General features: G+C 46.3%; 23 protein-coding genes. All 23 read left to right on the forward strand.

The window, feature by feature from the left end; translation table 11 throughout:
- Positions 1-428: 428 nt before the first annotated feature.
- The 23 genes from OCT58_RS04250 to OCT58_RS04360 all read left to right on the forward strand — a co-directional run bounded on the left by OCT58_RS04250 (position 429) and on the right by OCT58_RS04360 (position 24,238).
- Positions 429-944, forward strand: a complete 516-nt coding sequence (locus OCT58_RS04250) for an N-6 DNA methylase (protein WP_267201623.1) — start codon at positions 429-431, stop codon at positions 942-944.
- Complete coding sequence (locus OCT58_RS04255; protein WP_267201624.1) at positions 928-1,908, forward strand: N-6 DNA methylase; 981 nt, start codon at positions 928-930, stop codon at positions 1,906-1,908. Before OCT58_RS04250 ends, OCT58_RS04255 begins: the two co-directional genes overlap by 17 nt.
- Positions 1,909-2,159: 251 nt before the next feature.
- The gene (locus OCT58_RS04260; RefSeq protein WP_267201625.1) at positions 2,160-2,711 is read left to right on the forward strand and encodes a terminase small subunit; all 552 of its coding nucleotides are present in this window, start codon (positions 2,160-2,162) and stop codon (positions 2,709-2,711) included.
- A complete protein-coding gene (locus tag OCT58_RS04265; RefSeq protein ID WP_267201647.1) occupies positions 2,683-3,954 on the forward strand; it encodes a PBSX family phage terminase large subunit in 1,272 nt (423 codons plus the stop codon). Before OCT58_RS04260 ends, OCT58_RS04265 begins: the two co-directional genes overlap by 29 nt.
- A gap of 10 nt (positions 3,955-3,964) precedes the next feature.
- Complete coding sequence (locus OCT58_RS04270) at positions 3,965-5,695, forward strand: phage portal protein (protein WP_267201626.1); 1,731 nt, start codon at positions 3,965-3,967, stop codon at positions 5,693-5,695.
- On the forward strand, positions 5,685-6,575 hold the full coding sequence (locus OCT58_RS04275; RefSeq protein WP_267201627.1) for a minor capsid protein: 891 nt from the start codon (positions 5,685-5,687) through the stop codon (positions 6,573-6,575). The genes OCT58_RS04270 and OCT58_RS04275 overlap by 11 nt, the downstream gene beginning before the upstream one ends.
- A gap of 125 nt (positions 6,576-6,700) precedes the next feature.
- A complete protein-coding gene (locus OCT58_RS04280; RefSeq protein ID WP_267201628.1) occupies positions 6,701-7,342 on the forward strand; it encodes a capsid assembly scaffolding protein Gp46 family protein in 642 nt (213 codons plus the stop codon).
- Positions 7,343-7,358: 16 nt separating this feature from the next.
- Positions 7,359-8,402 carry a replication protein gene (locus tag OCT58_RS04285; protein ID WP_267201629.1) on the forward strand — a complete coding sequence of 348 codons (1,044 nt, stop codon included), beginning with the start codon at positions 7,359-7,361 and terminating at the stop codon, positions 8,400-8,402.
- 16 nt (positions 8,403-8,418) lie between these two features.
- The gene (locus OCT58_RS04290; RefSeq protein WP_267201630.1) at positions 8,419-8,775 is read left to right on the forward strand and encodes a phage head-tail connector protein; all 357 of its coding nucleotides are present in this window, start codon (positions 8,419-8,421) and stop codon (positions 8,773-8,775) included.
- Positions 8,769-9,122 carry a hypothetical protein gene (locus OCT58_RS04295; protein WP_267201632.1) on the forward strand — a complete coding sequence of 118 codons (354 nt, stop codon included), beginning with the start codon at positions 8,769-8,771 and terminating at the stop codon, positions 9,120-9,122. Before OCT58_RS04290 ends, OCT58_RS04295 begins: the two co-directional genes overlap by 7 nt.
- Positions 9,106-9,624 (forward strand): hypothetical protein, encoded by a 519-nt coding sequence (locus OCT58_RS04300; protein ID WP_267201633.1) that lies wholly within the window; start codon positions 9,106-9,108, stop codon positions 9,622-9,624. The genes OCT58_RS04295 and OCT58_RS04300 overlap by 17 nt, the downstream gene beginning before the upstream one ends.
- The gene (locus OCT58_RS04305; RefSeq protein ID WP_267201634.1) at positions 9,624-10,022 is read left to right on the forward strand and encodes a hypothetical protein; all 399 of its coding nucleotides are present in this window, start codon (positions 9,624-9,626) and stop codon (positions 10,020-10,022) included. Before OCT58_RS04300 ends, OCT58_RS04305 begins: the two co-directional genes overlap by 1 nt.
- A 29-nt stretch (positions 10,023-10,051) precedes the next feature.
- A complete protein-coding gene (locus tag OCT58_RS04310) occupies positions 10,052-10,738 on the forward strand; it encodes a hypothetical protein (protein ID WP_267201635.1) in 687 nt (228 codons plus the stop codon).
- Between the two features lie 129 nt (positions 10,739-10,867).
- Positions 10,868-11,338, forward strand: a complete 471-nt coding sequence (locus OCT58_RS04315; RefSeq protein WP_267201636.1) for a tail assembly chaperone — start codon at positions 10,868-10,870, stop codon at positions 11,336-11,338.
- Between the two features lie 134 nt (positions 11,339-11,472).
- Positions 11,473-11,712, forward strand: coding sequence for a hypothetical protein (locus OCT58_RS04320; RefSeq protein WP_267201638.1), 240 nt, complete (start codon positions 11,473-11,475; stop codon positions 11,710-11,712).
- Positions 11,713-11,714: 2 nt separating this feature from the next.
- A complete protein-coding gene (locus tag OCT58_RS04325) occupies positions 11,715-16,016 on the forward strand; it encodes a tape measure protein (RefSeq protein WP_267201639.1) in 4,302 nt (1,433 codons plus the stop codon).
- Positions 16,017-16,086: 70 nt separating this feature from the next.
- Positions 16,087-16,971 carry a phage tail domain-containing protein gene (locus OCT58_RS04330; RefSeq protein ID WP_267201640.1) on the forward strand — a complete coding sequence of 295 codons (885 nt, stop codon included), beginning with the start codon at positions 16,087-16,089 and terminating at the stop codon, positions 16,969-16,971.
- Positions 16,968-19,217 (forward strand): phage tail protein, encoded by a 2,250-nt coding sequence (locus OCT58_RS04335; protein ID WP_267201641.1) that lies wholly within the window; start codon positions 16,968-16,970, stop codon positions 19,215-19,217. Before OCT58_RS04330 ends, OCT58_RS04335 begins: the two co-directional genes overlap by 4 nt.
- Complete coding sequence (locus tag OCT58_RS04340) at positions 19,180-22,047, forward strand: hypothetical protein (RefSeq protein ID WP_267201642.1); 2,868 nt, start codon at positions 19,180-19,182, stop codon at positions 22,045-22,047. The genes OCT58_RS04335 and OCT58_RS04340 overlap by 38 nt, the downstream gene beginning before the upstream one ends.
- Positions 22,048-22,058: 11 nt before the next feature.
- On the forward strand, positions 22,059-22,475 hold the full coding sequence (locus tag OCT58_RS04345) for a hypothetical protein (RefSeq protein ID WP_267201643.1): 417 nt from the start codon (positions 22,059-22,061) through the stop codon (positions 22,473-22,475).
- Positions 22,465-22,599 carry a hypothetical protein gene (locus OCT58_RS04350; RefSeq protein ID WP_267201644.1) on the forward strand — a complete coding sequence of 45 codons (135 nt, stop codon included), beginning with the start codon at positions 22,465-22,467 and terminating at the stop codon, positions 22,597-22,599. The genes OCT58_RS04345 and OCT58_RS04350 overlap by 11 nt, the downstream gene beginning before the upstream one ends.
- An 8-nt stretch (positions 22,600-22,607) precedes the next feature.
- Positions 22,608-23,873 carry a glycoside hydrolase family protein gene (locus tag OCT58_RS04355; protein WP_267201645.1) on the forward strand — a complete coding sequence of 422 codons (1,266 nt, stop codon included), beginning with the start codon at positions 22,608-22,610 and terminating at the stop codon, positions 23,871-23,873.
- Positions 23,873-24,238 carry a BppU family phage baseplate upper protein gene (locus OCT58_RS04360; protein WP_267201646.1) on the forward strand — a complete coding sequence of 122 codons (366 nt, stop codon included), beginning with the start codon at positions 23,873-23,875 and terminating at the stop codon, positions 24,236-24,238. The genes OCT58_RS04355 and OCT58_RS04360 overlap by 1 nt, the downstream gene beginning before the upstream one ends.
- Positions 24,239-24,349: the final 111 nt, after the last annotated feature.

The raw sequence follows: 24,349 nt of genomic DNA on the forward strand, positions 1-24,349 counted from the left end.
GCCTTGATACCAGATAGAATCGCGTCTGTCGGTGATTAGAAATGCAACAATCAATCTACACGGCTTACATGACTATCTGGTGATGATCGGCGTGGAAAACTGGTCATCGACATTATGAGCGAGTTACATCATTTCGTTTGAGTGGTTCAAAGTTATGATTGCTCATATCAATTTAGCGTCTAGCGTTTGCTGGGCGCTTTTTTATTGAGGTGAAAGTGAATGAAGTGGACTAAGAATTGGGGAACGGTCAGCAGCAATGCTGAGTTGTATATGCTAAACCATGCTGAACGTACCCGGAAACGAATACATAAGAAAAAGCCGGCAGGTCAACGCTTGCCAGCTTTTAAAGTACATAACAGATTAAATAATTAAGGCGATAGCATTAGCTACCGTCTTTTATTTTGCGCTGATTTAGGAGGAGCCTGTTAATGGAACTGAAAGAACTAACCGAAAAGACGTTAGTGTTATTTAATTCTAAGAACACAGCCGAACTGATTAAGAAGTTACCGAGTTATTGGAATGATAATGATACTAAAGCTAAATTTAAGGAATTAGTCGGTGATTTAAGTATTGATTGGCTCCAAAAGATTTTTCAGTATTACGAAGCGGACCGCAAGGATAAGAAGCAAGATTATACGCCTACAAGTCTAGCAAAGTTAATGGCAAGCCTAGCTCTACGTAACGATGAGAAACACATTATTGATATGTGTGCTGGTAGTGGTGCTTTAACTATTCAATGTTGGAACCTCAATCATGATATTGAAGCTGAATGCCTAGAATTTGATGAAAAGGTAATTCCAATTTTATTGTTTAATCTAGCAGTGCGGAATATTAAAGCAAAAATTTATCAGATGGATGTGTTGCAACAAGAAGTCACTAATAGTTGGCGAGTCGTAACAGGGGATGAATTCGGAAAGGTGATTGAAAATGGCGACAACAATTAGTAATCCACCATATAACATGAAGTGGCAGCACCCATTCTTTGCTCAGTCACAAGAACGATTTCTTCTTGGTGTGCCACCAGAAAGCAATGCTAATTATGCTTTTATCTTAACGGCGCTATCTAAACAGGATAAGGCCGTTTTCTTATTGCCTAATGGCGTGTTAAGTACTAACAACAAAGAAGAACAAGCGATTAAAGCAAGCCTAGTTGAAAAGAACTACTTAGAAGCAGTAATTAGCTTACCTGATCGAATGTTTGAAAGTACCAGTATTCCAACTTCACTACTAATCTTCAATAAGAAAAAGCAGACATCCAACATTTTAATGGTTAATGCCTCTTCATTGGCAACAGAAGAAGTACGAGAACAACGAGGACAGGTTGGCAGCAAGTCACACACTAACCGTGTTTACAAGAAGAAGGTCAACGTATTAAGTGACGATGCTATTAATAAGGTTATGTCGTTATTAGACAAGCCAGCAGATGAGCCGGGCCTATCAAAAGTCGCTTCAATTGAAACCATTAAGGGACAAGATTATATCTTAACTCCTAATCGTTACATTGAGATGAAAAAGGAAACGGTTCAACACTCATCGCTTGAAAAGCTTGCTGAACAATTGAACCGGGTATCTGCTGAAAAGGGTGCCGTCAAGCTAACTATCAATAAGAAGATGGCTAGTGATCTTGGATTAATGCCACTAATCAAATCACTTCAAGAAGGAACGCAAACCAGCAAAGAATTAAACGAGCAATTCAAAGATGATGGAATAGCGCTTAGCGATGAAAGCATAGTTACTTTGACTAACAGTAAGACTTTTAAGATTGAAGTTAAGAAGTGGGATAAGTTACCAGCGATTGTTGTTATGTTTGCTCAGATGTGGAAGCAATTAATGATCACTTGCAACAACGAAGAGAACCGCTACTTAATGGAACTAAAAGATATTATGCTTGAACGTTACTTCAAGTAATAGCATCCCCATAAAACTATTTGGGGTCAGTCAGGCAACAAAAAAATGGGAATCACCTCCCAAGTAAATTGTGAGGAGGTGATTCCCATGAATAACTTAAACTTGACACTACTAATTCTATTACTCATTCTGATTGAGGTCAAGAAGTAGGACTGACCCCAAGGAGGCGCTTGCCTCTTCGAACCAAGCGCCTCCACTGCAACAGAGAGCATACATAACATATAGATAGAAAGGTGGTGTGGTGATATGCCATGAAATTGACAGCAAAACAACGATTGTTTGCAGATGAATACATAAAGAGTGGTAATGCCACCGAAGCCTATATTAAAGCTGGTTATAGCGTCAAAAATAACGGTTCTGCAAAGGCAGCTTCTAGTAGATTGTTAACTAATGTTAACCTAAAACACTATATTGACGCGAAAATGGCTGAGATCGAGTCACATAAGATTGCCGATGCTAAAGAGGTGCTTGAATTCTATACACGTGTTTTGCGGGAAGAGGAAACTGAAGAAGTAGCAATGGCAACCGCTAGAGACGTGATCACGATACGCAAGAAGCCCAGTATGAAGGATAAATTGTCTGCAGCTAGAGAAATCATGAAACGCTATCCACTTGATGACCCAGTAGTTAAAGCTCAGCTTAGAAAACTTGATGCTGACACTCGCATTAGTGAAGCGCGTGCTAAGAGCTATGAAGACGGTGGTCAAGATGTTACTAAAGCTGTTGGTACCTTCATTGACCTGCTGAAAGAAGGAGTTGATCAGAACCATGAAAATCAAAGTAAACAAAGTTCTGACAGCTAAGCAGCAGTGGGTCTTATGGAGTTATGAGCATTCTGATTGGAAGTATCTCATCAATTATGGTGCCGTTCGTTCTGGTAAGACGTTTATCGACAACATTCTGTTTCTTGCTGAACTTCAGCGGATAGCAATTGAGGCCAAAAAGAACAATGATAAGCGGCCGATGTACATTCTCGCTGGCTATTCGTCTAACTCAATTCAGAACAACGTTATCGGCGAACTAAGAAGCTCGCTTGGTCTGGATCCAAAGATTGATCGACACGGCCATTATCATATTTTCGGTGTTGATGTTGTCCCAACGTACACTGGGAACATTCGTGGTGCTAGTGCCATTCGTGGTATGACGTCATACGGCGCTTATATCAACGAGGCTTCGCTGGCAACGCAGGAAGCTTTCCAAGAAATCGTTCAACGTTGTTCCAAACCTGGGGCACGGATTATCTGTGATACCAACCCAGACAACCCACAACATTGGCTGAAGACGGACTACATTGATAACCATGATCCGGCGGCAAAGGTCAAGACGTTTCACTTTATTCTTGACGACAACACGTTTTTGCCAGAGGAATACCGTTCCTCGCTAAAGGCAATGACGCCATCGGGAATGTACTATGATCGTGCTGTTCTTGGCTTATGGGTCACCGGTGAAGGGGCTGTCTATAAAGACTTCGACGAGCGTACCATGACCATTGACCGTAAAGATCTGCCGGAAAATCTAACGTATTCCGCTGGCATTGACTGGGGTTATGATCACCCAACTGCTATTGAAGTGATTGGACGTGATGACAAGGGTAACTACTACCTGGTTGATGAAGCATATGGTCAATTCAAGCAGGTTGACCCGTATTGGATCAGCAAGGCTAAGGAGTTCCAACAGAAGTACGGCTATCAAATGCCATTCTGGGCTGATACCGCACGGACGGAGCACATCAGCAACTTCAACCAGCACCATATCAACACCAAGTATGGTTACAAGAATATCTTGGACGGTGTGGAAAAGGTTGCTGGGCTGATTAAGCAACACAGGTTTTATGTGGTTAAAGATGCGGCGCCTAACTTCATAAACGAAATATATCAGTATATCTGGGATGAGAAGACTGGCATGCCAAAGAAAGAGAACGATCACGCCCAAGATGCGGTGCGTTACTGCATAGCTACGCCAATGCACCTTGAAGAGCAGAAGAAACAGTTCCCACGTGTCAACAAGAACAAGGCCCGGCAGACGTTACGTCGTCTGGGTATCTAAGGAGGCTAATATGGCAAAAACAAATGATCGTTGGATCTGGTCACGAGGCAAGATGCTTGATGGCCACCGGTTCGATGATGACAGTAACAAGATCTATACCATGCCTGCGGAGCTTTATCATCAGGCATTTGATAACGGCAACCCCGCTTCGATTAGTGAGGTTGTCGTTAAGTTTTTAGCGCACCATTATCAGTACGAAGCGCCACGGATTGCCGAACTCGAACGCTATTATCTGGGCGATAACGATATCCACTACTGGCGGAACAATAAGAAGTTTCTCAACCGTGCTGATAACCGGGTTGCGTCTGGTTTCCCTAAGTTCATCACCAACATGAGAGTTGGTTACATGATGGGCAAGCCAATCAAGATGCAATGGTCAGACGATAGTGCAACCAAGCCGCCCGTTGTTGATGCTGTCGAAGAGTTTAACCGTCTGAATGATGAGACGTACCATGAAAAGGTTATGAAGACGAACCTAAGCGTCACTGGACGAGCTTATGAGCTGCTATACACCGATCAGCCAACGGAGAACGAGGACGGTTCACTGAACACGGCACAGGTTAAGCTGAAAGCCATTGACCCGTTGACGGCGTTTGTTGTCTACGACACCAGCATTGAACAGCGCCCGTTGTTTGGTGTGCGGTATTACCTAGTCGATTACGATGACGCAGGTACACAAGGCTACTATGTTGATGTGTACGATGCCGACACCATCTATCACTACTATGCAGGTGAAAACCCGACCAATGCTGATATGCAATTGCTTGGCGAAGATAACACGGGCTTCGGCGTAGAACCGATGACCGAGTTTATCAACAACGAAGATCGCACGGGCGATTGGGAAACCAAGCTTGATGAGATTGACGCTTACGATAAAGCAATGTCTGAAATGGCTAACAGTGAGGAAGACTTTGCCAATGCTAAGTTCGTCATTAATGGTGACATTGACGCAGATATGGAAGCTGTTGTCGGACATGATGGCAAACCAATTTTAGACGATGATGGCAACCCGATTATGCTTCCAAAGATTGATGCCAAAGATCCTTACCTGTTCTTGAAGCCGTCAATCATTCCGGATGCTAACGGGAACACCATTGTTCCATCATCTGCTGAGTATCTTACTAAGCAGATTAATGAAGCAGGCTGGAAACTGTACGTTGAACGGTTAGCGGCTGACATCCACAAGGACACCAACACTCCAGACACCAGCGATCAAAACTTCGGTGGCAATAACTCTGGTGTAGCGATGGCTTACAAGCTGTTCGGGCAGGATCAAGAAATGTCGATGCAGAAGTCGTTGTTCAGTCGTGGCATCATGCGGCGCTTGCGCATGCTGACATCGTATTGGTATGCCAACGGTGAACCGGGTATCAAGGAAGATGATGCGAACAACTTCGTTATCACCTATACGCCTAACCTGCCTAACAACGATACCGAGATTGTCCAAGACTTGGTTCAGCTTGCTAACACGGGGCTGTTTAGCGATCAGACGTTACGTGCGTTTGGTGCTGTTGTCACTGGTGTATCTGCTGATGCCGAAGAACAACGTATCAAGGAAGAACAGAAGACAGCTGAGGGCCAAGGCCAGTTCGACGGTGGGCCATTGCAAGGCGTTAACCCAGTTGATTTAGCAGCGGCTAAGCAGAAGGCACAGCAGAATCTGCAACAAGCAGGTGAGAAACCTATGTCACCGACCGACTTTATCTTGAACGCCCAGCGTGGTGGTAAGAATGCTAAGTAAGAAGCAGATGCGTAGGCTGATTAGATCAGTCTATGGTGCCAACACGGTATATGGCAAACAGATTGAGCAATTATATAGACGTGCTAATCGCCAAATTAAGGGTGAAATTAGCGCTTTTATTGCTTCTAAGGCTAATTGGTCAGGAAAACCATCAAAAAACGATCTGGAGGACGTGAGGCAGCAATTAATCGAAGCTAACGAAGATACGGTGGCTCCCCTGGTTGCTGTTTATCTTTCTTCGATTACTTTGGGCCACCCGAACAATGGCGACTTGGAAACTGCTAGGGTTGCTTTACCGATGATTAAAGTAGCCAAGCAAATGCACCGAGTAATGGCTAGGCAGGAGAAACGAGTGCCGAGCGAAGTGGGGCGTATCTCACAAGAACAGCACACGATTACTCCAGAGCTTCACCAGATGCCACCTAATTACAATGCGATGCTTCAACAAAGTGTGTCACGTACACAAGCACAACAGCAATCGCCTGCAAGTATGATCAACCGTGATGTTCAAAGCACGGTTACTCGTATTAAGGAGCTTGCCAAACAGGCCAGTATGACTAATGAAGCAAGCATTGATTGGGCTAAGAAAGTAGACCGCATTCTTACTGGCACCAAGTCACATGGTGGGGCTAGTCGAAAAGCCCAACGTATCATACGAACAGAGTCATGCCGTCAATTGAACGGAGCAACAATTAGTGACTTCAAAGCACGTGGGGTTACTAAGTACCGCTTCTTATCATTGGAAGCTGTTAATTCGTGCCAAGAATGCACTGATTTAGATGGAAACGTGTATGACGTGGACGATGCCCAGGAGGGTGTCAACTTGCCACCAATGCACCCCAACTGCCAGTGCTGGATAGTTGAATATGAAGACGAATAGTCGATGCAGAAATGCACCGGCTTTTATTTTGGACTTTTATCGTGGCAGTCGGTAAAGAACAACGAATTCGCCGCCGGGCGTTAAACGAGTATTCGTCGCTGGACGTTAAACAGGAGGATTTAGCTATGAACGGAAACGATAAGAACAACAACCAAGATGTGGTCGAACCAAAGGAAAACGATCAACAACAAGAACAGCCTAAGGAAGAGCCAAAGGAAGGAAAGAACTTTACTCGCGAAGAACTAGCCAATGCCGTTAATGCACAAGTTGACAAGGTTAAGAGTGAACTAACGAAAGAATTCAAGAAGACCCTTGCCAATGAGGTTGCTAAGGCGCGAGAAGACGGTGAAAAGCGGGCGAAGATGTCTGCTGATGAACGCGCTGAAGCTGATCGTAAGGCGCTTCAAGAACAACTTGCTCAAGAGCGGGCCGATATTGAAGCCCGTGAACGCAAACTCAACACTCGTGATGCTTTGGCCGCTGCCGGACTGCACATTCCTGCCGAAGATGTTGATCTGTTTGTCCAAAAGGATATTGACACTACGCATCGCATGATTGATCGGTTCAAGGCGTTGATTCAAACGGAAGTCAAGAATGAGATCCACCAGCGGACTGCTAACAAGGAGATTCCAAAGTCCGGGGTTGATGCTACTAAGACTGTCCCAACAACTAAATCATTTGACCAGATGAGCTACATGGAGAAACGGCAACTGTTCCAAGAAGACCCGGCCGCTTACCAAGCTCTGAAAGACAAGAGTGCCAACTAACAAGGAGGAAATATAAATGGCAGACGATTACTTTACTCTATCGAAGGCTATCATTCCTGAAGTCTTCACTGATTATGTACAAAACATTTCAACCAAGACTAACCGCTTCATTCAATCTGGTATTACTACCAGCAACTTCGACATTGGCAACCAATTACTCCAACCGGGTAACGTGCTGACGATGCCTTACATCAACGATCTTTCCGGTGCTCCACAAGTATGGAACGATAAGCACGACATCGAAGTAGCTTCCACGACTACTGGCACCCAATACGGGTTCAAGTTCGCTCAAGTAAAGAGCTTCGGTCGTACTGACTGGTCCAAGATTTATTCCGGCGCACCAATTGACCAAGTAATCGCTTCTCGGTTCGGTGCTTACTGGGCACGTGTTGACCAACACCAACTGCTGAACGTGGTTAAGGGCACGCTGAGCAACACTGATATTGCTACTGCTAAGGTCTTTGATGACTCTAGCAACAACTTCAGTGCTCGTGGTTTCCTGGCTACTATCGCTAAGATGGGCGACCTGCAAGACAACGCCTTCTCTGTTATCGCTGTTAACTCTGCGGCATATGCCCAGATGAAGGCTAACCAAATGGTTGATACCCAGATTCCACAAAACACGGTTGTATCTCCATTCGGTACTTACAACGGCATGCGGATTCTGGTTGATGATGATATTCCTTTGGACGGTCAAGTTGCTACTAGCTACATCTTCCGGACTGGTTCTGTTGGCTACAAGGTACAAACTCCAGAGAATGCTGTTGAAGTATTCCGTGAACCATCTAAGCAAGGTGGTCGTACCAGCGTTATCAACCGGCGTTTGGCTGCTACACACGTTATGGGTACTACTCTGTCAGCTAGCGCCCTGGGTACCATCAACGATGAATTCGACCCAGAAAAGCTTACTGACGGCACTATGTGGGATTGCGTTGTTGACCCTCGTAAGATCGGTATCGTTGCCTACAAGGCCAAGATCGACAACGACTTCATTCCAAAGCAGAAGGCCCAATCTACTACTGGCGGCGGCAACGGTGGCACACCTAAGACGGGTAAGTAATAAGGCGGTGATCTGAATGGAGAATAACAGCGAAGTTCAGAGCATCTTAAACACGGTTAAAACCGATAAAGGAATTGCTGATGCAAGCCTTGATGATGTGCTCACCAATTACATTAAGCAGGCTTCGGATATGGTCTGCTTATATGTCGGTGAGGATAAACTTCCGTCTGTTCTGGAGGTTATCGTTATCCGAATGGCAGAAGCGCATTATGTCCAGTCGTCAACCGATGCTGATGGTACTAAGTCGTATAGTGAAGAAGGGGCCAGCTGGTCTTTTCAAGACAACGAGCTAGACCCGTACACAGCACTGCTGAACCAGTACCTCGCCAATCGTGATGGTAAAGGTTCGAGAGGGCGTGTTGTGTCATGGTAGCAAGACGATTTAGGCCAATCACGCTGGTGACGGTGAAGAAGGTCCATAGTGCGCTTGACGATAAGGAGATACCATCATTCCAGACGGTTATGGCCCATGTAACCGAAGTCAACGGTGCCCAATTGCAGAACGACCTGTTCGGGAAGCAATACACCATGACCTGGGTTGCACGGGTGCGGGGTAACGTGTTCGCTAAGTATGTCTTTTATCCACGATTAGGTGTGGAGGACAAGTACGTCAACAAGCGGAGTTATCTCACGGTGGTTCAGATCCGCAAGCACGCCAACCGAACTGATATTTACTTTGCCAATGATACGGGGGTGACGAGCGATGAGTTGGAACAATGATCACATTCCAGAGATTGATCTGGGGTATGAAATGGATAAACAATCGTTCGCTGAACTAGCCGCCACACTGGATAAGAACGGGTTCGGTGATGCTGGTACTCAATTGCGGAACATGGCTGCCGATGCTGACGTTCAAGTTGACAGGGCGGTTAATGGTGAAGCCAACGCCGTTGTTAAAGAGGTAACCGACCTCATCAAAGAGCGGCAGTACCACAGCAAGTCTGGATATGGTCCGGAATCGCCTGCGTTTGATCGTAAGGTAAACAACCAACATTTGGTTGATACCGTCAAAGATCACCATGACGATAACAAGCACCGTATCTTTTCGAATATCACCAACGGCGGGTACAACTACTCACAAGCATTCGAGTTTGGCCTACTGACCCGTGATTATCCAGCACACCACCCATTCGAGGACACCGTTCATCATCTGGGGCTGAACCAGCTTCACGGTGAGTTTGACGACAAGGTAAACGAAGCAATCAGAAGGGGGTTTAGTTAATGCCGCCTTCAGTAGCGCTGTATTATGCGATCGTTGAAGCCATCAACAAGGCAGGAGTTACCACTTATTCAGCATCACAAGATGTCGAGAACATGGAACTCCCTATCTGCCGGGTGCAACTATTGACCAGCAACTCGACGAATCAATTCGTCAATGCCCGTCAATATGAGCACACTTTCCAGCTTGATGTCATAACCGCACAGGACGGCCTAGAAGAGGGTTTAACTATTGCGTATAAGATTATGCACAAGTTACGTCAAATTGGCGTAGAGGGCTTCCTAGTGGATATGAACGGGGAACCAAGCTTAACGTCAATGGTGGATAGTTCAACTAACCGCATCTTAAACAGACAAATCATCAGAGTTAATTACGACATTATCGAGGACACCGCTTTTTAGTGGCGTTTTTTAGTTAGGAGGAAAAATAAATGCCAGCAACATTAGACGGCAAGAAAATTGTCGGCGCACACTCTGCCAATAAGGTTATGTACTACTACAAGTTAATCAAGCACGAAAAGACGGGTACTCCGTGCCATATTCTGGGCACGCAAGGTGCTTCATCCGGTACTAACACCAAGGCACTTGGTACTACCGCTACTAAGCAATTCAACGTCAAGGACACCGGCTCTATTAACCAGCAACGAGTAGTCAACGTTGTTATGACCACCGGTGACGGGTTCAAGACCGATGTGGCCCGTGACCTGTACTACACCTGGGAACACGGTGAAGAAATGCTCTTATACCGGGTAGACTGGAACACTCTGCGGACTGTCAGCGGCAAGCAAGTTGTTGATGCAGAAATGGCTGTCGTGCTTATTTCAGCACTGCCAGAGACCGAAGCCCTTAACACTCCAGTGAGCCAGAACGTTACGTTCGAAGTGCAGGGTGCTACACGTCGTTATGACGAAGACGGCTACCCATTCACCCTTACCAAGGAAGATTTCGATGACGGTATCTTTACCGACACCATTAAATACTTCAACTTCGGTAAGCCAGGTGACTTTGGTGTTGACGAGAACGGTGAAGTTATCGACAACACGTCCGATGATTCACACGCTGGTGACCACACCGCTACTATTGGTCTGGACGGTTCCAAACCTGCGAGTAACTCCTAGTCCGGCGCCAGCTCAACCAACACAACCGGAAATCACGCAACCAACACAGCCTACTACGGCTTAATAAACGGTAAGGCTCGCCTATGAAATACACAGTACGCAAGGGCGGGCGTTTTAAGGAGGATAAATATGTTAAAGATTAATGGTCATGAATACGGCTTGAAGTTTGGCTTTACGTTTGCTGAACGACTTACTAAGGATTACTCCACCGATGATGCAGAAGGATTCCGCCGCTTAATCGGTCAAATTGTAGACGGTGATCCAAAGGCCCTGGTAGCTGGCTACCGCTACGCATTAGATGTACCAGCAAAGCAACTGCCGTCTGCTCGTGATGTAGCCAATGCTCTTGAAGCCAACGGCACGTTCAGCAAGGGCGATGAAGCTTTCAAGGAACTTTGCGAAGAAATGAAGAAGTGCGGTTTTTTTCAGATGAACCTGACGTATTACTTAAATTCCGTCAAGAGTCAAGTAAAGAACGCCAAAGAAGCTTTATCCGGTATTACGAACAAAGACGACAAGCAAGCGGCAGAAGTAAGTCTGCGGCAGGCGGAAGCAATGGAGAAGGAACTGAAAGCTCGCCTAAAGAAGTTAGGGCTTTAATTAATCGCTGGGACCAAGATATGCTGAACCGTCTTAAAACGGCGAACACGTACCTTGGCCCTTTTACTCCACAAGATCTATACAGGCTCACACCAGCGCAGTTTGAATACATGCTGGCAGGAGCACAACAGCGATTGCTTAATGATCGAAGCTATTCTTTCCAACTCACTAAGGCTACTGTGCCAGCAGTGCTAGTTGATAAGAATGACAACGATGATGCTATTTCTAATGATCTTCGGAAGAGTCAAGAAGCGATCAGCAACTTTAATAATGCTGAATATCAGAAGCAACAACGAGAGAAAGCTGAACGCCAGAAGCAATTTCGTGTTGTCTTTGGTAAGTATCTCAATCGAAAGCGTAAGGGAGGAGGTTAAACGTGTCTGAAGTTTTAGTAAACAAAATCGTACGAATAACTGGTGAGGACCGCTTAACCTCTGTCATTGCTCGAACTAATCAGGCAATGGAGAACCTGCAGCAACATATGTCGTCACTGGGGATGAAGTTCAATTCTAGCGCTACCGATACTGCAGGTTTCCGAACATCACTAAATGATGTTAAAGCGAATGCTAGTCAGACTGACGAGTCACTGCATAAGCTTAACAACACGATTGATAAGCTTAAGGGCGACAAAAAAGTTAAATTTGACGCTGATACTACCGAAGCCGATAGCAAAACTAAGCAACTCGATGATGCCATTAAGCAACTCGCTAAAGACGATCCGGTAATCAAGCCAAAGTATGACGACAACGGAACTAATGAGAAACTGTCGTTATTGCAACGAGCAATCAATCGGGTTAAAAAGTCTGGTGGTTCATTAACTAAGAGCTTCGTGTTCGGTAATCTGATTGCCAACGGTATTCAATCAGCTACTACTAGCTTAAAAGGCTTTGCAATTCAAGGCTTTCAGGCCGCACAAGCTGGGACATTAGTCGCTAATCGTTGGAAATCACTGGGTATGACCGCTAGCGAAATTAAAGCCACCGGTGCAGCAGTAGCTGATTTGAAAGAAAACACTGGTATGACTGGTGCGGCAGTTGGTAACTTAGTTACTCGTTTCTACGGGCTGACTGGTAGTGCGCGGCAAGCCATTGCCTTGTCGAAGGGGGTTGGTTCAATCACCGATTCGCTCCGGCTATCTGGCAATCAAGCAGATGCATTTGCTAACGGATTAACTCGGATTGAAGCATCTGGGAAAGTCACCAGCCAGTCACTTGGTCGCCTCGAAAAACAGGCTCCCGGTCTTACTGCTGCCTTGCAGAAAGCTAGTGGAATGAGTAAGAAATCGTTTGATGACTTGCTTAGTTCTGGCAAGATGACTGCTGACCAGTTCAACGATATTTTGGAACGGGCTTCTAAGTCATATCGAGAGAATGCCAAAGGCTGGGATAGCACCACGCAGGGTGCGTTAAATAATATCAAGCAAACATGGGCCAATTCGTGGAAAACGATGATGGCACCACTAGCACAGAGTTCTGGCCAAGGACTTGGTGCACTGTCCAAGTCGCTCCAGACGTTGCAACCTGAATTCAAGCAATTAGGGGAAGCCGTTGCGGAATTAGCTACGAAGTTTGCTAAGTGGTTAACTCCACAGCATGCCAAAGACCTGGGAGAGATTGTTAGTTCTCTTGGTAGAATGGCGGTCGTCCTGGGTAAAGGTGTTTGGAAAGCTGTCACCATTCCACTCAAGTTAATTGGCAAAGCAATCAATGCCATGTCTGGTAAGAAGGGCGATGCACTAGATAGTGTTGCAACTGCGCTGGACCACATTAGCAAGAATAAGATTGCGATGGGCATTCTTGAAGGCATCGGTGCTGTTTTGGCTACTCAGTTTGCTTACAGCAAGCTGTTTAAAATTGCAGACGGCATTGGATTAATTGGGCACGGATTAGGTAAACTAACTGGCCTCAAATTTACGGGCCACTTTTTAGGCGATGCTCTATCAAACTTAGAGAGAATTTCCAAGGTTCGCATTGACCCCAAGAAATGGCTAATTGGTGGTAAAAACTGGGCAAAAGACCTGTTTGCACCAGCACCAGAAGAAGCCCTTCGATCTGGGAATATGGCTGGAGGTAACTTTATTACTCGCTTTGCCGCTAAGACAAATGCTTCACGATTTGCACAGGTTGGTCGTTCTCTTGGCGGCCGAATTATCTCGGGCGTTGGCTTAGCCATTGAAGCTTATGACTTGGTTAAAGATGTTACTGGTGCATTTACTACGCATAATGGAACTACTCGTTCACGTGATATTGGTAAAGCCGCAGGTGCTGGTATTGGTGCCGGTATTGGTTTCTTCTTCGGGGGACCTGCTGGTGCGGCGCTTGGTGGCCTTATTGGTCGTGCAATTGGTGGAAAGATTGGTCCATCCGTCGGAAAGTTTGGCAATAGCATTGGCAAAGTCTTAGACGATATTTTTGTCAAACACGACTGGGGTAAAGTCTGGTCGACGATAGGTAAAGGATGGCAATCATTCTGGAAAGGAATGGGCGACTGGTGGGATAAAACCATCGGCAAGAAAGGATCACATTCCGGCCATTCTAAAGAGCCAAGCCAGCACGAGATTAAATCATTAGGCGGCAACCACTACTCGAGGGCAGATATTGCAAACATCAAGCAGATGAATGCAGCCGTCAATGCGTACATCAAAACACTGCGGACACTCAAATCAACGATCAAGAAGAATGACCCGACCAAAGAGCTTAATTCGATGAACAAGTCTTTGAAGCAGTCGGCTAAGTATTGGCTGGCTGTTTCTAAGCCGATTAAGCAAGCTTCTAAGTCTTTCCAAAATATGAAAAAGCCGCTCGACACGATCAGTAAGTCTATGAGAGACTTAACCGGCAAGAAGAGCGGCTTAGGCACGTTTGATAAAGATCTAAGCAAGCTTGAAAAGGATTTACATCGTTCAAAAATTGGTGAAGAGTTCACTAAGCTTAGCAAAGAGATCAAGAAGAGCGATCTGGTTAAGACACTGCAAAGGTTGACTAAGGAAATTCGCGAGTCAGTTAAATACTGGAAAGAGTTTGCTAAGCCAGTCAAGCAGACGACTAGCGAATTCCAGAAGTTCAGCAAGGAATTGAAGCCATTTAACGGCAAGAACAACCCACTCGATCGTCTGGAAAAGAGTGTTGAGAGTTTAACTAAGACACTCAAGAAGGACCGCTTCGGCAATGAGCTTGCTAGACAAATGCAGATTGCCAACAAGTCGATGAGCGGTCGGGGTTCTGTCGAGTCCAAGTTCTCTAGCATGACACGAACGATTGAACGAGACCTGTCACAATTCAGGTCATCATTCAGCCGTGATTGGCAACGGGTATGGTCTGAATTGACCAACGCCCCAGAACGGTCACTTAGTCGAGTTCTAAGTATTGTAACTAACCGCCTTGATGCTATTGAGGGCAGGGAACGTTCCTTTACTTCCAAGTTCCTTAGTGGTTGGCGGAGCTGGAACGATTCCGTTGTCAGCGAGATGCGGTCAGCGTTTGATAAGTTGCCTGGTATTGCTCAAAAGGCTATGTCAGACATTATCAGTCGCTTAAATCGTGGTATTTCCGGTATTAACGGGGTTATCAGTGACTTTGGCGGTGATAAGAAACTGTCAACGATCCACTATGCACGCGGAACATTCGCTCACCCTGGTGGCAAGGCTATCGTTAATGACGGTCTCGAAGCCAACAAGACGGAGCTGATCTGGCAACCGTCCAAGGGTTGGGGAACTGCACAGGGTCAGTATGTTGTTCGTGACCTCGAAGCTGGTTCAATGGTGCTTGATGCTAAGCGGTCGGCTCCTTATCTGGCAAATGCTATGTTCCCACACTATGCCGAGGGGACACTTTCAGAAGCCGAGCAGGATAAGATATCGCAGGAGTTCATCAACAACCCTATTCAAGCTTCAAAGAACTTGGTTCTGAAGATGACTGACTGGAATTCAAACGTTCCGGTTGTATCTGATCTTGGTGAAGCAATGGCTGTTGGTTTCTCACGTGGTATCGCTAACGTGTTGAAAGACTTGCTGGGGATCATCAAGGAACCAATCAATGGTGATTGGACACCTGTTATCAAGTCTGCGGCACGGCTACTTCATGTATCACTATCTGCTGGTCAAATTGGTAAGCTTCTTCGCCAAATTCAAACCGAATCTGGTGGGAAAGAGAAGCAAATCCAGCTAGGCGGTAGTGACGATCCAGATGGTGACGGTTCTGGTCGTGCTGTTGGGCTACTCCAATTTAAGCGAAGCACCTTCGAAGCCGACCATGTTCCTGGGCACGACAATATCATGTCTGGATTCGACCAGATTTTGGCTGCTATTGCTACTCTTAATCGTGGTGGTGAAGGTGGCTGGGGCAACATCGGTAACGGTCATGGCTGGGCTTCTGGTGTCCATATGACCCACCGGGACTACGCCCTTATCGGTGATAATGCGGAACAAGACGAGTACGTCATTAACCCATATAACGGCAATGCGCTTCCGCTAATGCAGGACGCTTACCAAACGATGTCCAATAACCACCCAGAATGGCGAACACCAGCTAACAGCGCCTTTAACGATCAAGTGATCGCACTCATCAAGACGGCGGTTGACAAGCTTGATAACATCGACATTCACCCACACGTATCTGTTGATGAAGTCGCACGACCCGTCAACAAGTACAATGCCAAGAATTATATTCTAAGGAGCTGATATTTTGATCAAAGTATTTTCTGACAGAAAAGATAAACCGACCAGATACCCGTTCCTGAAACCGGGGTCTATGGGAGTTGGTTCACCTGGCCGTTATCTTAGCTATGACCCGATCGAGTATGCTATCTCAAAGGACGGCATTAACTGGACCAGCAGTTTCGATGACCCTAACCTGGACGGTGCTTACTGCTACAAGGCACCGGACGTGCAACCAGCTAACCCAACAGACAACCTGCAAAAGATTGGCCTGATGGACGGCTCACGGTTGCTGTCGACATCGTACAGCACGCGTGAGCTGAAGATGGAAATCTACTTTGAAGGAATTGATGAAGGCGATGCAGAGCTGGCTTACGATGCTTTGCAACGCTTTTTAATTTCCCGGGATCCTTATTGGATCTGCTTTGCTAACTGGCCCCAGCGTATGTACTATGTCAAGGCTAAGCTGGCAGCACCTACCTTTGCTGGTGATCGGCACTGGACGTGTGAGGTTGCCTTTACTGACCTAATCGGATTAAGCCGGAGTGTAGGAACGACACAGGACCCCGTCATGGGCTTTGGCAACAACTATAACGCTGCTCCTCAATACACGTTCAATTCGAATAGCTTCACAGTCGTTAATCACAGTGATGTCATGATTGACCCTGAGCGGCGGGGCCATCCTTTCAAGTTGACCCTTCAAGGACAATCGAGTGGCGACATGAAGATCACCAATAAGACGACCGGTGACGTGTTTACGCGCGAAGGCGTTCAGGATGCTGATGGTAAGATGCTAAAAGGCTCGGACTTCAACGGTACCTATGTCATCGATGGTGTGCGCCCAACATTAAACGGCAAATCTGATGATTACTATACCAACAAGGGGGTAATCACTTTGCAGATTGGCAAGAACGACTTCCAGATTGACAATTTCAGTGGCACAGTAACTTTTGACTATCCGGACTGGTGGTTATCATGACGGAACATCAGTATGTAATGGTAACTGATATTTTTCCTAGCAAGATTGTCGGCAATGGTGAACGGGTTGATTGGCAAGATTTGAACAAGTCTTTCAAAGTTAACATGCAAGTTAGCACCGCCTATGAGATCAGTTTCACCATGACGTATACGAAGCAGTATGCGGCCGCTTTTAACTTTGTTAAGGAGAAACACTACGTTCAGTATAAAGGTGAGTGGTATATCGTCCAGCAAGTTGAGAGCCGTAATGATGAGAATGGCATGGCGACACTTCAGGTCACCGCAACTCACTTCGTAATTGATGCACTAAAAGATATTCGTATCGATCAAGCACCGCCTACTGAGGGCAACCCTGAAGTTTCTGGTAGTGACACTGGTAACAGTGACGGTGATAGCGGAGACCAACAACCGGGAATTGTGACTAAGCAGACAGCCGTCCAGCAGACATACACGCTAGATGACCGTCTTAGTCACTTTTTTAATCCTAACGATTGGGGACTTAAATACGTCCTACATGGTGACTTCCCACAGGCTGCAGTTGATTGTACTGGCTCGCTTTACGACTGGTTGAACAACAATCTGAAATTGTATGGTGCTTATTGGGTACCACATGACAGTACGATTGACATCTACGATTTGGCCCACTTTAAGCAGCCAACTGGGATTACTCTGCGCTATCTGCATGATATGACTAATGTCGATATCCAGTCAGATGTGACCAACTTGGTCAACGACTGCTGGGTATACGGTGGCAAGATGGAAAAGGATATCACGACTGAACTGGGCGCTGGCGGCCAAACCAACGGGGCTACTGAACCTGTAAATGGTGATTGGACACCCGTTATGCAGAATGCCGCTGAATTGGTTGGCGAAAAGCTGTCTAATGCAGATATTGCAAACATTAAAAACCGTATTCGCATCGAGTCAAACGGTAACGAGACAGCAGTTAACAATTGGGACAGTAACGCCGCCGCTGGGCACCCTTCAAAAGGACTACTGCAATTCATCGACAGTACGTTCAACTACTACTGCCGTCCGCCTTTTACAAATACCATGCATGGGTTGGATCAATTGGTAGCCATGATGAATATTCCGGATTGGCGTGACCAAATTGCTGGGCCTGGTGGTTGGTCTCCACATGGGGCACCGATCAGCAAAGCCACAATCACTATTCAGCCAAAAGTGGACAACTCCTGGGGTTGGCCTTTTCCTTGCGGTGAGGGCCACTTCTTAGGTGGTCAACTGTTCGGCGTTAACGCTGGCGGTGGTTTCCGACCTAATGGTTTCCATGATGGCCTTGACTTTGGTTCAATCGACCACCCTGGTAACGAAGTACACGCCATTCACGGCGGTAGATGCACGATTAGCCGGGCATGGGGTAACGGTGGTATCAACTGGTACTGTGTTATCCAGGATTCTTCCGGGCTTAACGTTGAGTATCAAGAAGCATTTGGTAGCGCAAGTAATATCACGGTTAACGTTGGCGATGTTGTTAAAACAGGCGATGTAATTGGTTATCGGACAACTAACCACCTGCACGTTGGGATCACTCGTATGTCTATACCAGCGGCGTTTGGCCATGCCTTCAGCAATGACGGTACATGGATTGACCCATTGGCAACTATCAAGAACGGTACTGCTGGTGGAACTGTACCTAGTGATAGCGGTGATGATGCTGGTACTACCTCAACTACGACAGAGGAATACTACTCACTGGTCTATCACTTTGAAGATCAGGACAGTATCAACAAGTATGGCCGACACAGGGGAGCCATTCTAACTGTTGATAGTATCTACGATATGAACGCCCTAAAAGCATACGCAGACACGACCGTTCAGCATGACCCGCAGGCAACACTGACTATCAGTGGCTATCGGGGCTCGGAGCTGAATACGCTGGGCCAAGTAGTCCACCTGCTAGTCCCTGAACGGGGTCTGGACACTGATGTCATGCTGGTAGGTATCGAGGGTAACGATCGCTACTTTGACCCTAATGGCGAAGTCACGTTGACCTTCAACAACAATGGGCTGGCTCTCAAAGATGTCAACGAAGCTATTCGCCAAGACGTCAAGGATATCAACACGAACAACAACCCGCTGGACTACTATGGGGCGCTGGGAGCACGTCAGGAGGACCACTGGGCCAACCTGAGGTTTACTCCCAATCAGGTAAAACGGATGGTCGACTATAGCAAAGGAGGCAAGGACAATGGCGGACAAGACAGCTCCGGGAAGTCAAAGCAGTGACCAGTTCCCGGAAATTAAACCAACTAAGCCTACGGATGATACGCCTTATATTTCGCCAGTCATCGGTAAGCTGGGCTACGACACTGAACGTCCTTGGCTGTTTGGCTTGGGGACTTCGCCTAACAACGGTGTCGACTTTCACGTGTTCCTTTCATTTGACGGGCTGAATTTCGACGACAACGACATCGACAAGATCTGGAACGGTGGTACTGCCGATCGTGTCAAAAAGGAAGTCGACAGTGCTACTGCCGAGATACCTCAGGCGGTGTCGAATGCCAATGAAGCCGTCAAGAAAGCCGATTCAGCGGTAGCTAACAGCAAGGTGAATTCCGATGCTATTAAGGCAATGGCCAGTGCCCAAGTGGCGGCTGATGAGGCACTGAAGTCAGCATCAGCAGCGGCTATGAATGCGATCAGTGATGCTAACAAACACGTATCTGATGTCGAATCAGCTGTTAGTCAAGCGCAAGCAAGTGCGGCTAGTGATAGTAAGCAACTCCACGATGGGATTACCTCAGCGGTTGCTAGTGCTAAGGCGGCGGCTGACGATCTGAAGGTGCAAGTTGGCACTAACTCAGCGGCAATCGTCAAGAACAGCGACGCTATAGCACTCCAGAGTAAGTCAACCAGCGGTGCTATCAACGAGCTTAAAGTCGCTCAAGGCAGTACACAGGCAATCGCTAAGGATGCTCAGTCTAATGCGATTGTTGCTACTCAGACGGCTAGTGCGGCTAACCAGACGGCACTGGACGCTAAGGGTGAAGCTACTACGGCTACCCAAACAGCTAGTGAGGCATCGGTAAAGGCTGACAATGCCCAGAGTCAAGCTACCCAAGCGGTGCTGACGGCCAGTGGCGCCAGCGTGGAAGCAACCAACGCCCACTCAGAAGCAGTGCAAGCGACGGTCACGGCTTCTGGTGCGGCTGTCACGGCTACGAATGCTAACAGTCAAGTGCTACAGCTGTCAGCGGCGGCTAACGAGATATCCGAGCGGTTATCAAGTGTGGAGACGGCTACCAGTGCTGGGGCTAGTGCTAAGGAGCTTGCTGACTTAAAGCAGCAGGTCACTACCAACACCGAAGAAATCAGTGCCACCTCGAAGGCGCTCTCCGGCAAGGTCGACCAGACTACGGTCGACAATCAGAACAAGACGATCGAGAACTTGACCGGGCAAATCAACTTGGTTGCTGGCCAACTCGACAGCAAGGTCGACAAGTCGCAGATTGATACGCTGACTAAGGCGTACAAGGACCAGTCGGCTCAGCAACAGATCATGGCTGACCAGATCAAGAATGCGGTCACCGAGACAGCGATGAAGGACTACGTAGACAGCAAGGGCTACACTACCCAGTCAGCAGTCCAGAGTATCGTTGATCAGAAAGCCGATACGATCAGTGAGACGATCACCAGCCTCGACAAGAAGGTCGGTGACAATGCCGATGCGACGGATAAGAAGATCCAGGAGATCACGGCGTCGGTCGATGGTGTGCAGAGTACGGTCAAGAATAAAGCTGATCAGTCAACGGTTACCCAGTTGGCGAACACCTACCAGGTCAAGCTGACCGGATCATCACTTGCTAATGTTGCCTCCGCTGATATGGAGTGGACGAAGGGGGTCGACAATGACTATATCAATCTTGTTGACTTTGACGTTAGTAAGATCAAAAAGGGCACCCGGCTAGATCTTGAGTTCGATTACACAGCTGATGCGAAGGGCAGTGACTGTGATTTCTTTGTCCAGCTGGACGACACGCCTTGGATCATCTGGGGTATCGATTATACGCATGCAGTCAAAGGCCAGACAGGCCACTATCGCAAGATCATCGTTGCCGGTGATTGGAGTAAGGATAAAGCCAAGCACATTGCCATTCGGACGAACAAATGGAAGGGTACTTTGCACATCGCAAACCTAACCCTGACATCTGGTGAGAACGTTCAGACAGCCCTTAACATGTTAACGGATGATATGAACATGCGGGTTCAGAAAGGTGATCTGATTAGTCAACTCAATCTGGAAGCCGGGCGGACACTGATTCAGTCCCAAAAGATCTACATGGACGCTGACAGCGTAATCATGGGGCCGAATACTAAAGCATTCATTCCATCAGCAGCTATTACAAGTCTGGATGCAGGCAAGATCACAACCGGATATATCCGTGTCCCGATGAGTGACGGTAACGGTAACTCGATTTCAATCGGTAATGATGGGGTTAACATTGTGAGCAACAATCGGAATACCCCACTTTTCTCACAGAACAGAGGGACTGCCAAAGTTAACGTCAACGCTGCTGGGATGAGCTTCAGCGCTACGACTAACGATGCTTATGAACAACTAGGTTCATTTTCCGTACTGGTGGATAATACGGATGGGAGCTATGGCGATTCGACCAGTCTTAACGGAATTGGGTTCGTTGTCGAAACCCAACAACAGTATGGCTACCCATATGGTGGTGACTTCTTCTCATTAGCCCGTTCAATCAAAGGACCGCCATCTTACTACAATGGCTTTTTATATGAAGCCTCTGGTTCAGGCAAGCACGAAATTGGTAGTCACTTCTTTGATCCCGTCTACTTCCACCCATTCGGTGCCGATAACTACATCAAATCAACATGGGTTAGTTGGACAGGCTGGGATAACAATGAGCGTTATCCAGCCCTGGTACAAGCGGGCCCTATGGAGGGTGGCATTGCGTTTCCTAAGAGCGGAAGGGTAACACTTTTTGACGCCTCTGGGCATTACTTCACGCCAACGAAGTGGGGTGGCGATTACACCGACTTCCAGCACGCAGGACCAGGCAATGCCTATCACGACCCTAGTCAATCTATATAGGAGGCCAGGAGATGAAGAAAGAAGTCTATCTAACTGATACCGTGACCGATGAGTCCGGTGCTGATATTGCCGTCATGAAGGTTGTCTTGAACGGCGACGGCTCTACGCCTAACGTCATGACGGTTGGTACTGATAATCCAGTTGGCTTTAACGATGATGGTTCACCAATCTTTCCACAGATTGACGAAGACTTGCTAAAACAAGCTCAGCAAAAGATGATGGCGCAAGCTATTCAAATTCAAAAAGAGCTGACTAAGGAAAACGGCGGTGATCCGTCCAAAGTCAACGTGATTGGTGCTGAAATAGAAACCAAGCCACAGCCTACTGCTCAGCAAACCATCCAAGCTGCGATGATGAAAAGTATCGCATCGTTACAAATGCAAGTCGTGCAATTAAAGAAAGAGGTAGCTAAGAATAATGGAAACTAAAGATGTACTAACTAAATTAGCGGTTCGCAATGCTAACCTGGAGATCGAAAACGCAACATTGCAAGCTCAAAATGACGAGTTAAAACAAAAGATTGCAGAACTACAAAATCCAAAGAAAAAGTAGGTGATCAAATGGCAACTGATATTTTAGATCAGATGAGCCACTACAAATTCATCTACTTTGGGTTTGATCCAGCCGGAGAGAGTTCAACCAATCTATGGAAAGCCATCCCAGTTCTGAGCGGCTCTAATGATGCAATTAACTGGGTGGTTATTGCTGAGTTCCCACAGTTAGGCAACCTACGTGACGGCAACATTGCTAAATATAAGGATTACTATTGGATCACGGGGACGACCGGGTTATACCGGACTAAAAATTTTAACGGCTTCAAAGAGTTCGATACTTCCTTCTTACAACGCGATGGTTATAAGGACGTTTGGGCGCCTGAGTTTTTCACTGATTATAGTGGTGACTGGCATATTGTTTGGGGTGCAGTATCGGATTCACGCCATATTTATGTCGCTGATTTTGACCCAGCCACTGGTGAAGTTACTAACGCTTGGCAACCAGTCGATGAAGATCATGGCATGGACCCGCATATCTGGAAGATGAATGGTAAATATTACCTATCAATTGATGCCTATTGGTTATATGAATCAGATTCATACTTGGGCCCATTTACGATTATTAAGAATAATATTCAACACTCAAATGAGAGTAAATCCGTCTGGTATGAAGCCGGTGAGACTTTGATTGATGGCGATACCATTTACTTTTATTGTGACCATATTACTGGTTCAGTGCCCGGTGTGGCCGATTCTGGTGAAATGCTGGTGCAATCAGCTAATGTGAATGACCTAAGTAACTGGACTGGGCCCCAGGCGGTAGTTTCAACTATTAACATGCGGCATGGTTCTTTTTTAAATATGCAGGAAGTAACCAATGCTGAGGTTACCAGTGTAAAAATGAAACAGATTGGCGAATATGAACAGATCGTTAGTGTTAGTAAAGCGAACTATCGTCAGGCAATTAATGCTCTATCGACGATTTACAAGAAGATTGGAGTATTAGTCGGGGACAATTATTCATTTAACCCGCCACAACTTTCTCTGCCAGATGTGGGCTTTAACCGAGCCCTATGGCTCTATATTGTTCACTCGTTTGACACAATTAAACTATATCTAGATCAAGTCATTGGGATTTTTCGTTCCAATGGCTTAGCTAATATCAGAACTAAAAAAGATTTTGAAGACGTGAAAATAACTCGGCCAACAAGTCTGTTAATTGATACACATTATCAGAATGTGCTCAATGATAACTGGGCTCAGATTGAAATGGCTTTGAATGATCTGTTAAATGTTCTGAAGAAATTTCACATGATGAAGGAGGATAAATAATGGCAATTAAAGACTATTTAGTAGTAGATATAGAAAAGCCAGTAGCTACTTTTGCTGACTTGACTAACTACTTCCAAGGACGCGTGGGCGATGCTAAAGCCTATTGCAAGCTTTGGATTAAGTCAGGCTCTAACTCAGTTGACATGAGTAACAAGAAGATGCGCTTTTACGGAAAAGATAGTAATGCGACTCCGTTTGTTGCCGCTGGAGGCTTTGACGACGATCAACCAGGTGATGATCGCCAATTAGGCCTAATTACCTTTTACTTCCCAGACGGGATTTTTCAAAAAGAGGGTAAATGGCAAGAAGCATTTTTCAAAATTCAAGATGAAAACGGTAGCGATATTTCAACCGGCAGATTGTAAAATTTAAGTTGAACATTTAAGTGGACAGAAAAACCCATCAAGGTCTTTAATGGTGTTACCACACAATCCATTAGAAAGAAGGACCTTGATGAGCACCACTATTTTATCATT

The organism is Limosilactobacillus kribbianus (assembly GCF_026413145.1).
Taxonomy (GTDB): domain Bacteria; phylum Bacillota; class Bacilli; order Lactobacillales; family Lactobacillaceae; genus Limosilactobacillus; species Limosilactobacillus kribbianus.

Bases quoted from the DNA above. Each gene is read 5' to 3' on its own strand.
- OCT58_RS04250 (WP_267201623.1), top strand. From the start codon at position 429: ATGGAACTGAAAGAACTAACCGAAAAGACGTTAGTGTTATTTAATTCT.
- OCT58_RS04255 (WP_267201624.1), top strand. From the start codon at position 928: ATGGCGACAACAATTAGTAATCCACCATATAACATGAAGTGGCAGCAC.
- OCT58_RS04260 (WP_267201625.1), top strand. From the start codon at position 2,160: ATGAAATTGACAGCAAAACAACGATTGTTTGCAGATGAATACATAAAG.
- OCT58_RS04270 (WP_267201626.1), top strand. From the start codon at position 3,965: ATGGCAAAAACAAATGATCGTTGGATCTGGTCACGAGGCAAGATGCTT.
- OCT58_RS04275 (WP_267201627.1), top strand. From the start codon at position 5,685: ATGCTAAGTAAGAAGCAGATGCGTAGGCTGATTAGATCAGTCTATGGT.
- OCT58_RS04280 (WP_267201628.1), top strand. From the start codon at position 6,701: ATGAACGGAAACGATAAGAACAACAACCAAGATGTGGTCGAACCAAAG.
- OCT58_RS04285 (WP_267201629.1), top strand. From the start codon at position 7,359: ATGGCAGACGATTACTTTACTCTATCGAAGGCTATCATTCCTGAAGTC.
- OCT58_RS04290 (WP_267201630.1), top strand. From the start codon at position 8,419: ATGGAGAATAACAGCGAAGTTCAGAGCATCTTAAACACGGTTAAAACC.
- OCT58_RS04295 (WP_267201632.1), top strand. From the start codon at position 8,769: ATGGTAGCAAGACGATTTAGGCCAATCACGCTGGTGACGGTGAAGAAG.
- OCT58_RS04300 (WP_267201633.1), top strand. From the start codon at position 9,106: ATGAGTTGGAACAATGATCACATTCCAGAGATTGATCTGGGGTATGAA.
- OCT58_RS04305 (WP_267201634.1), top strand. From the start codon at position 9,624: ATGCCGCCTTCAGTAGCGCTGTATTATGCGATCGTTGAAGCCATCAAC.
- OCT58_RS04310 (WP_267201635.1), top strand. From the start codon at position 10,052: ATGCCAGCAACATTAGACGGCAAGAAAATTGTCGGCGCACACTCTGCC.
- OCT58_RS04315 (WP_267201636.1), top strand. From the start codon at position 10,868: ATGTTAAAGATTAATGGTCATGAATACGGCTTGAAGTTTGGCTTTACG.
- OCT58_RS04330 (WP_267201640.1), top strand. From the start codon at position 16,087: ATGGGAGTTGGTTCACCTGGCCGTTATCTTAGCTATGACCCGATCGAG.
- OCT58_RS04335 (WP_267201641.1), top strand. From the start codon at position 16,968: ATGACGGAACATCAGTATGTAATGGTAACTGATATTTTTCCTAGCAAG.
- OCT58_RS04340 (WP_267201642.1), top strand. From the start codon at position 19,180: ATGGCGGACAAGACAGCTCCGGGAAGTCAAAGCAGTGACCAGTTCCCG.
- OCT58_RS04345 (WP_267201643.1), top strand. From the start codon at position 22,059: ATGAAGAAAGAAGTCTATCTAACTGATACCGTGACCGATGAGTCCGGT.
- OCT58_RS04350 (WP_267201644.1), top strand. From the start codon at position 22,465: ATGGAAACTAAAGATGTACTAACTAAATTAGCGGTTCGCAATGCTAAC.
- OCT58_RS04355 (WP_267201645.1), top strand. From the start codon at position 22,608: ATGGCAACTGATATTTTAGATCAGATGAGCCACTACAAATTCATCTAC.
- OCT58_RS04360 (WP_267201646.1), top strand. From the start codon at position 23,873: ATGGCAATTAAAGACTATTTAGTAGTAGATATAGAAAAGCCAGTAGCT.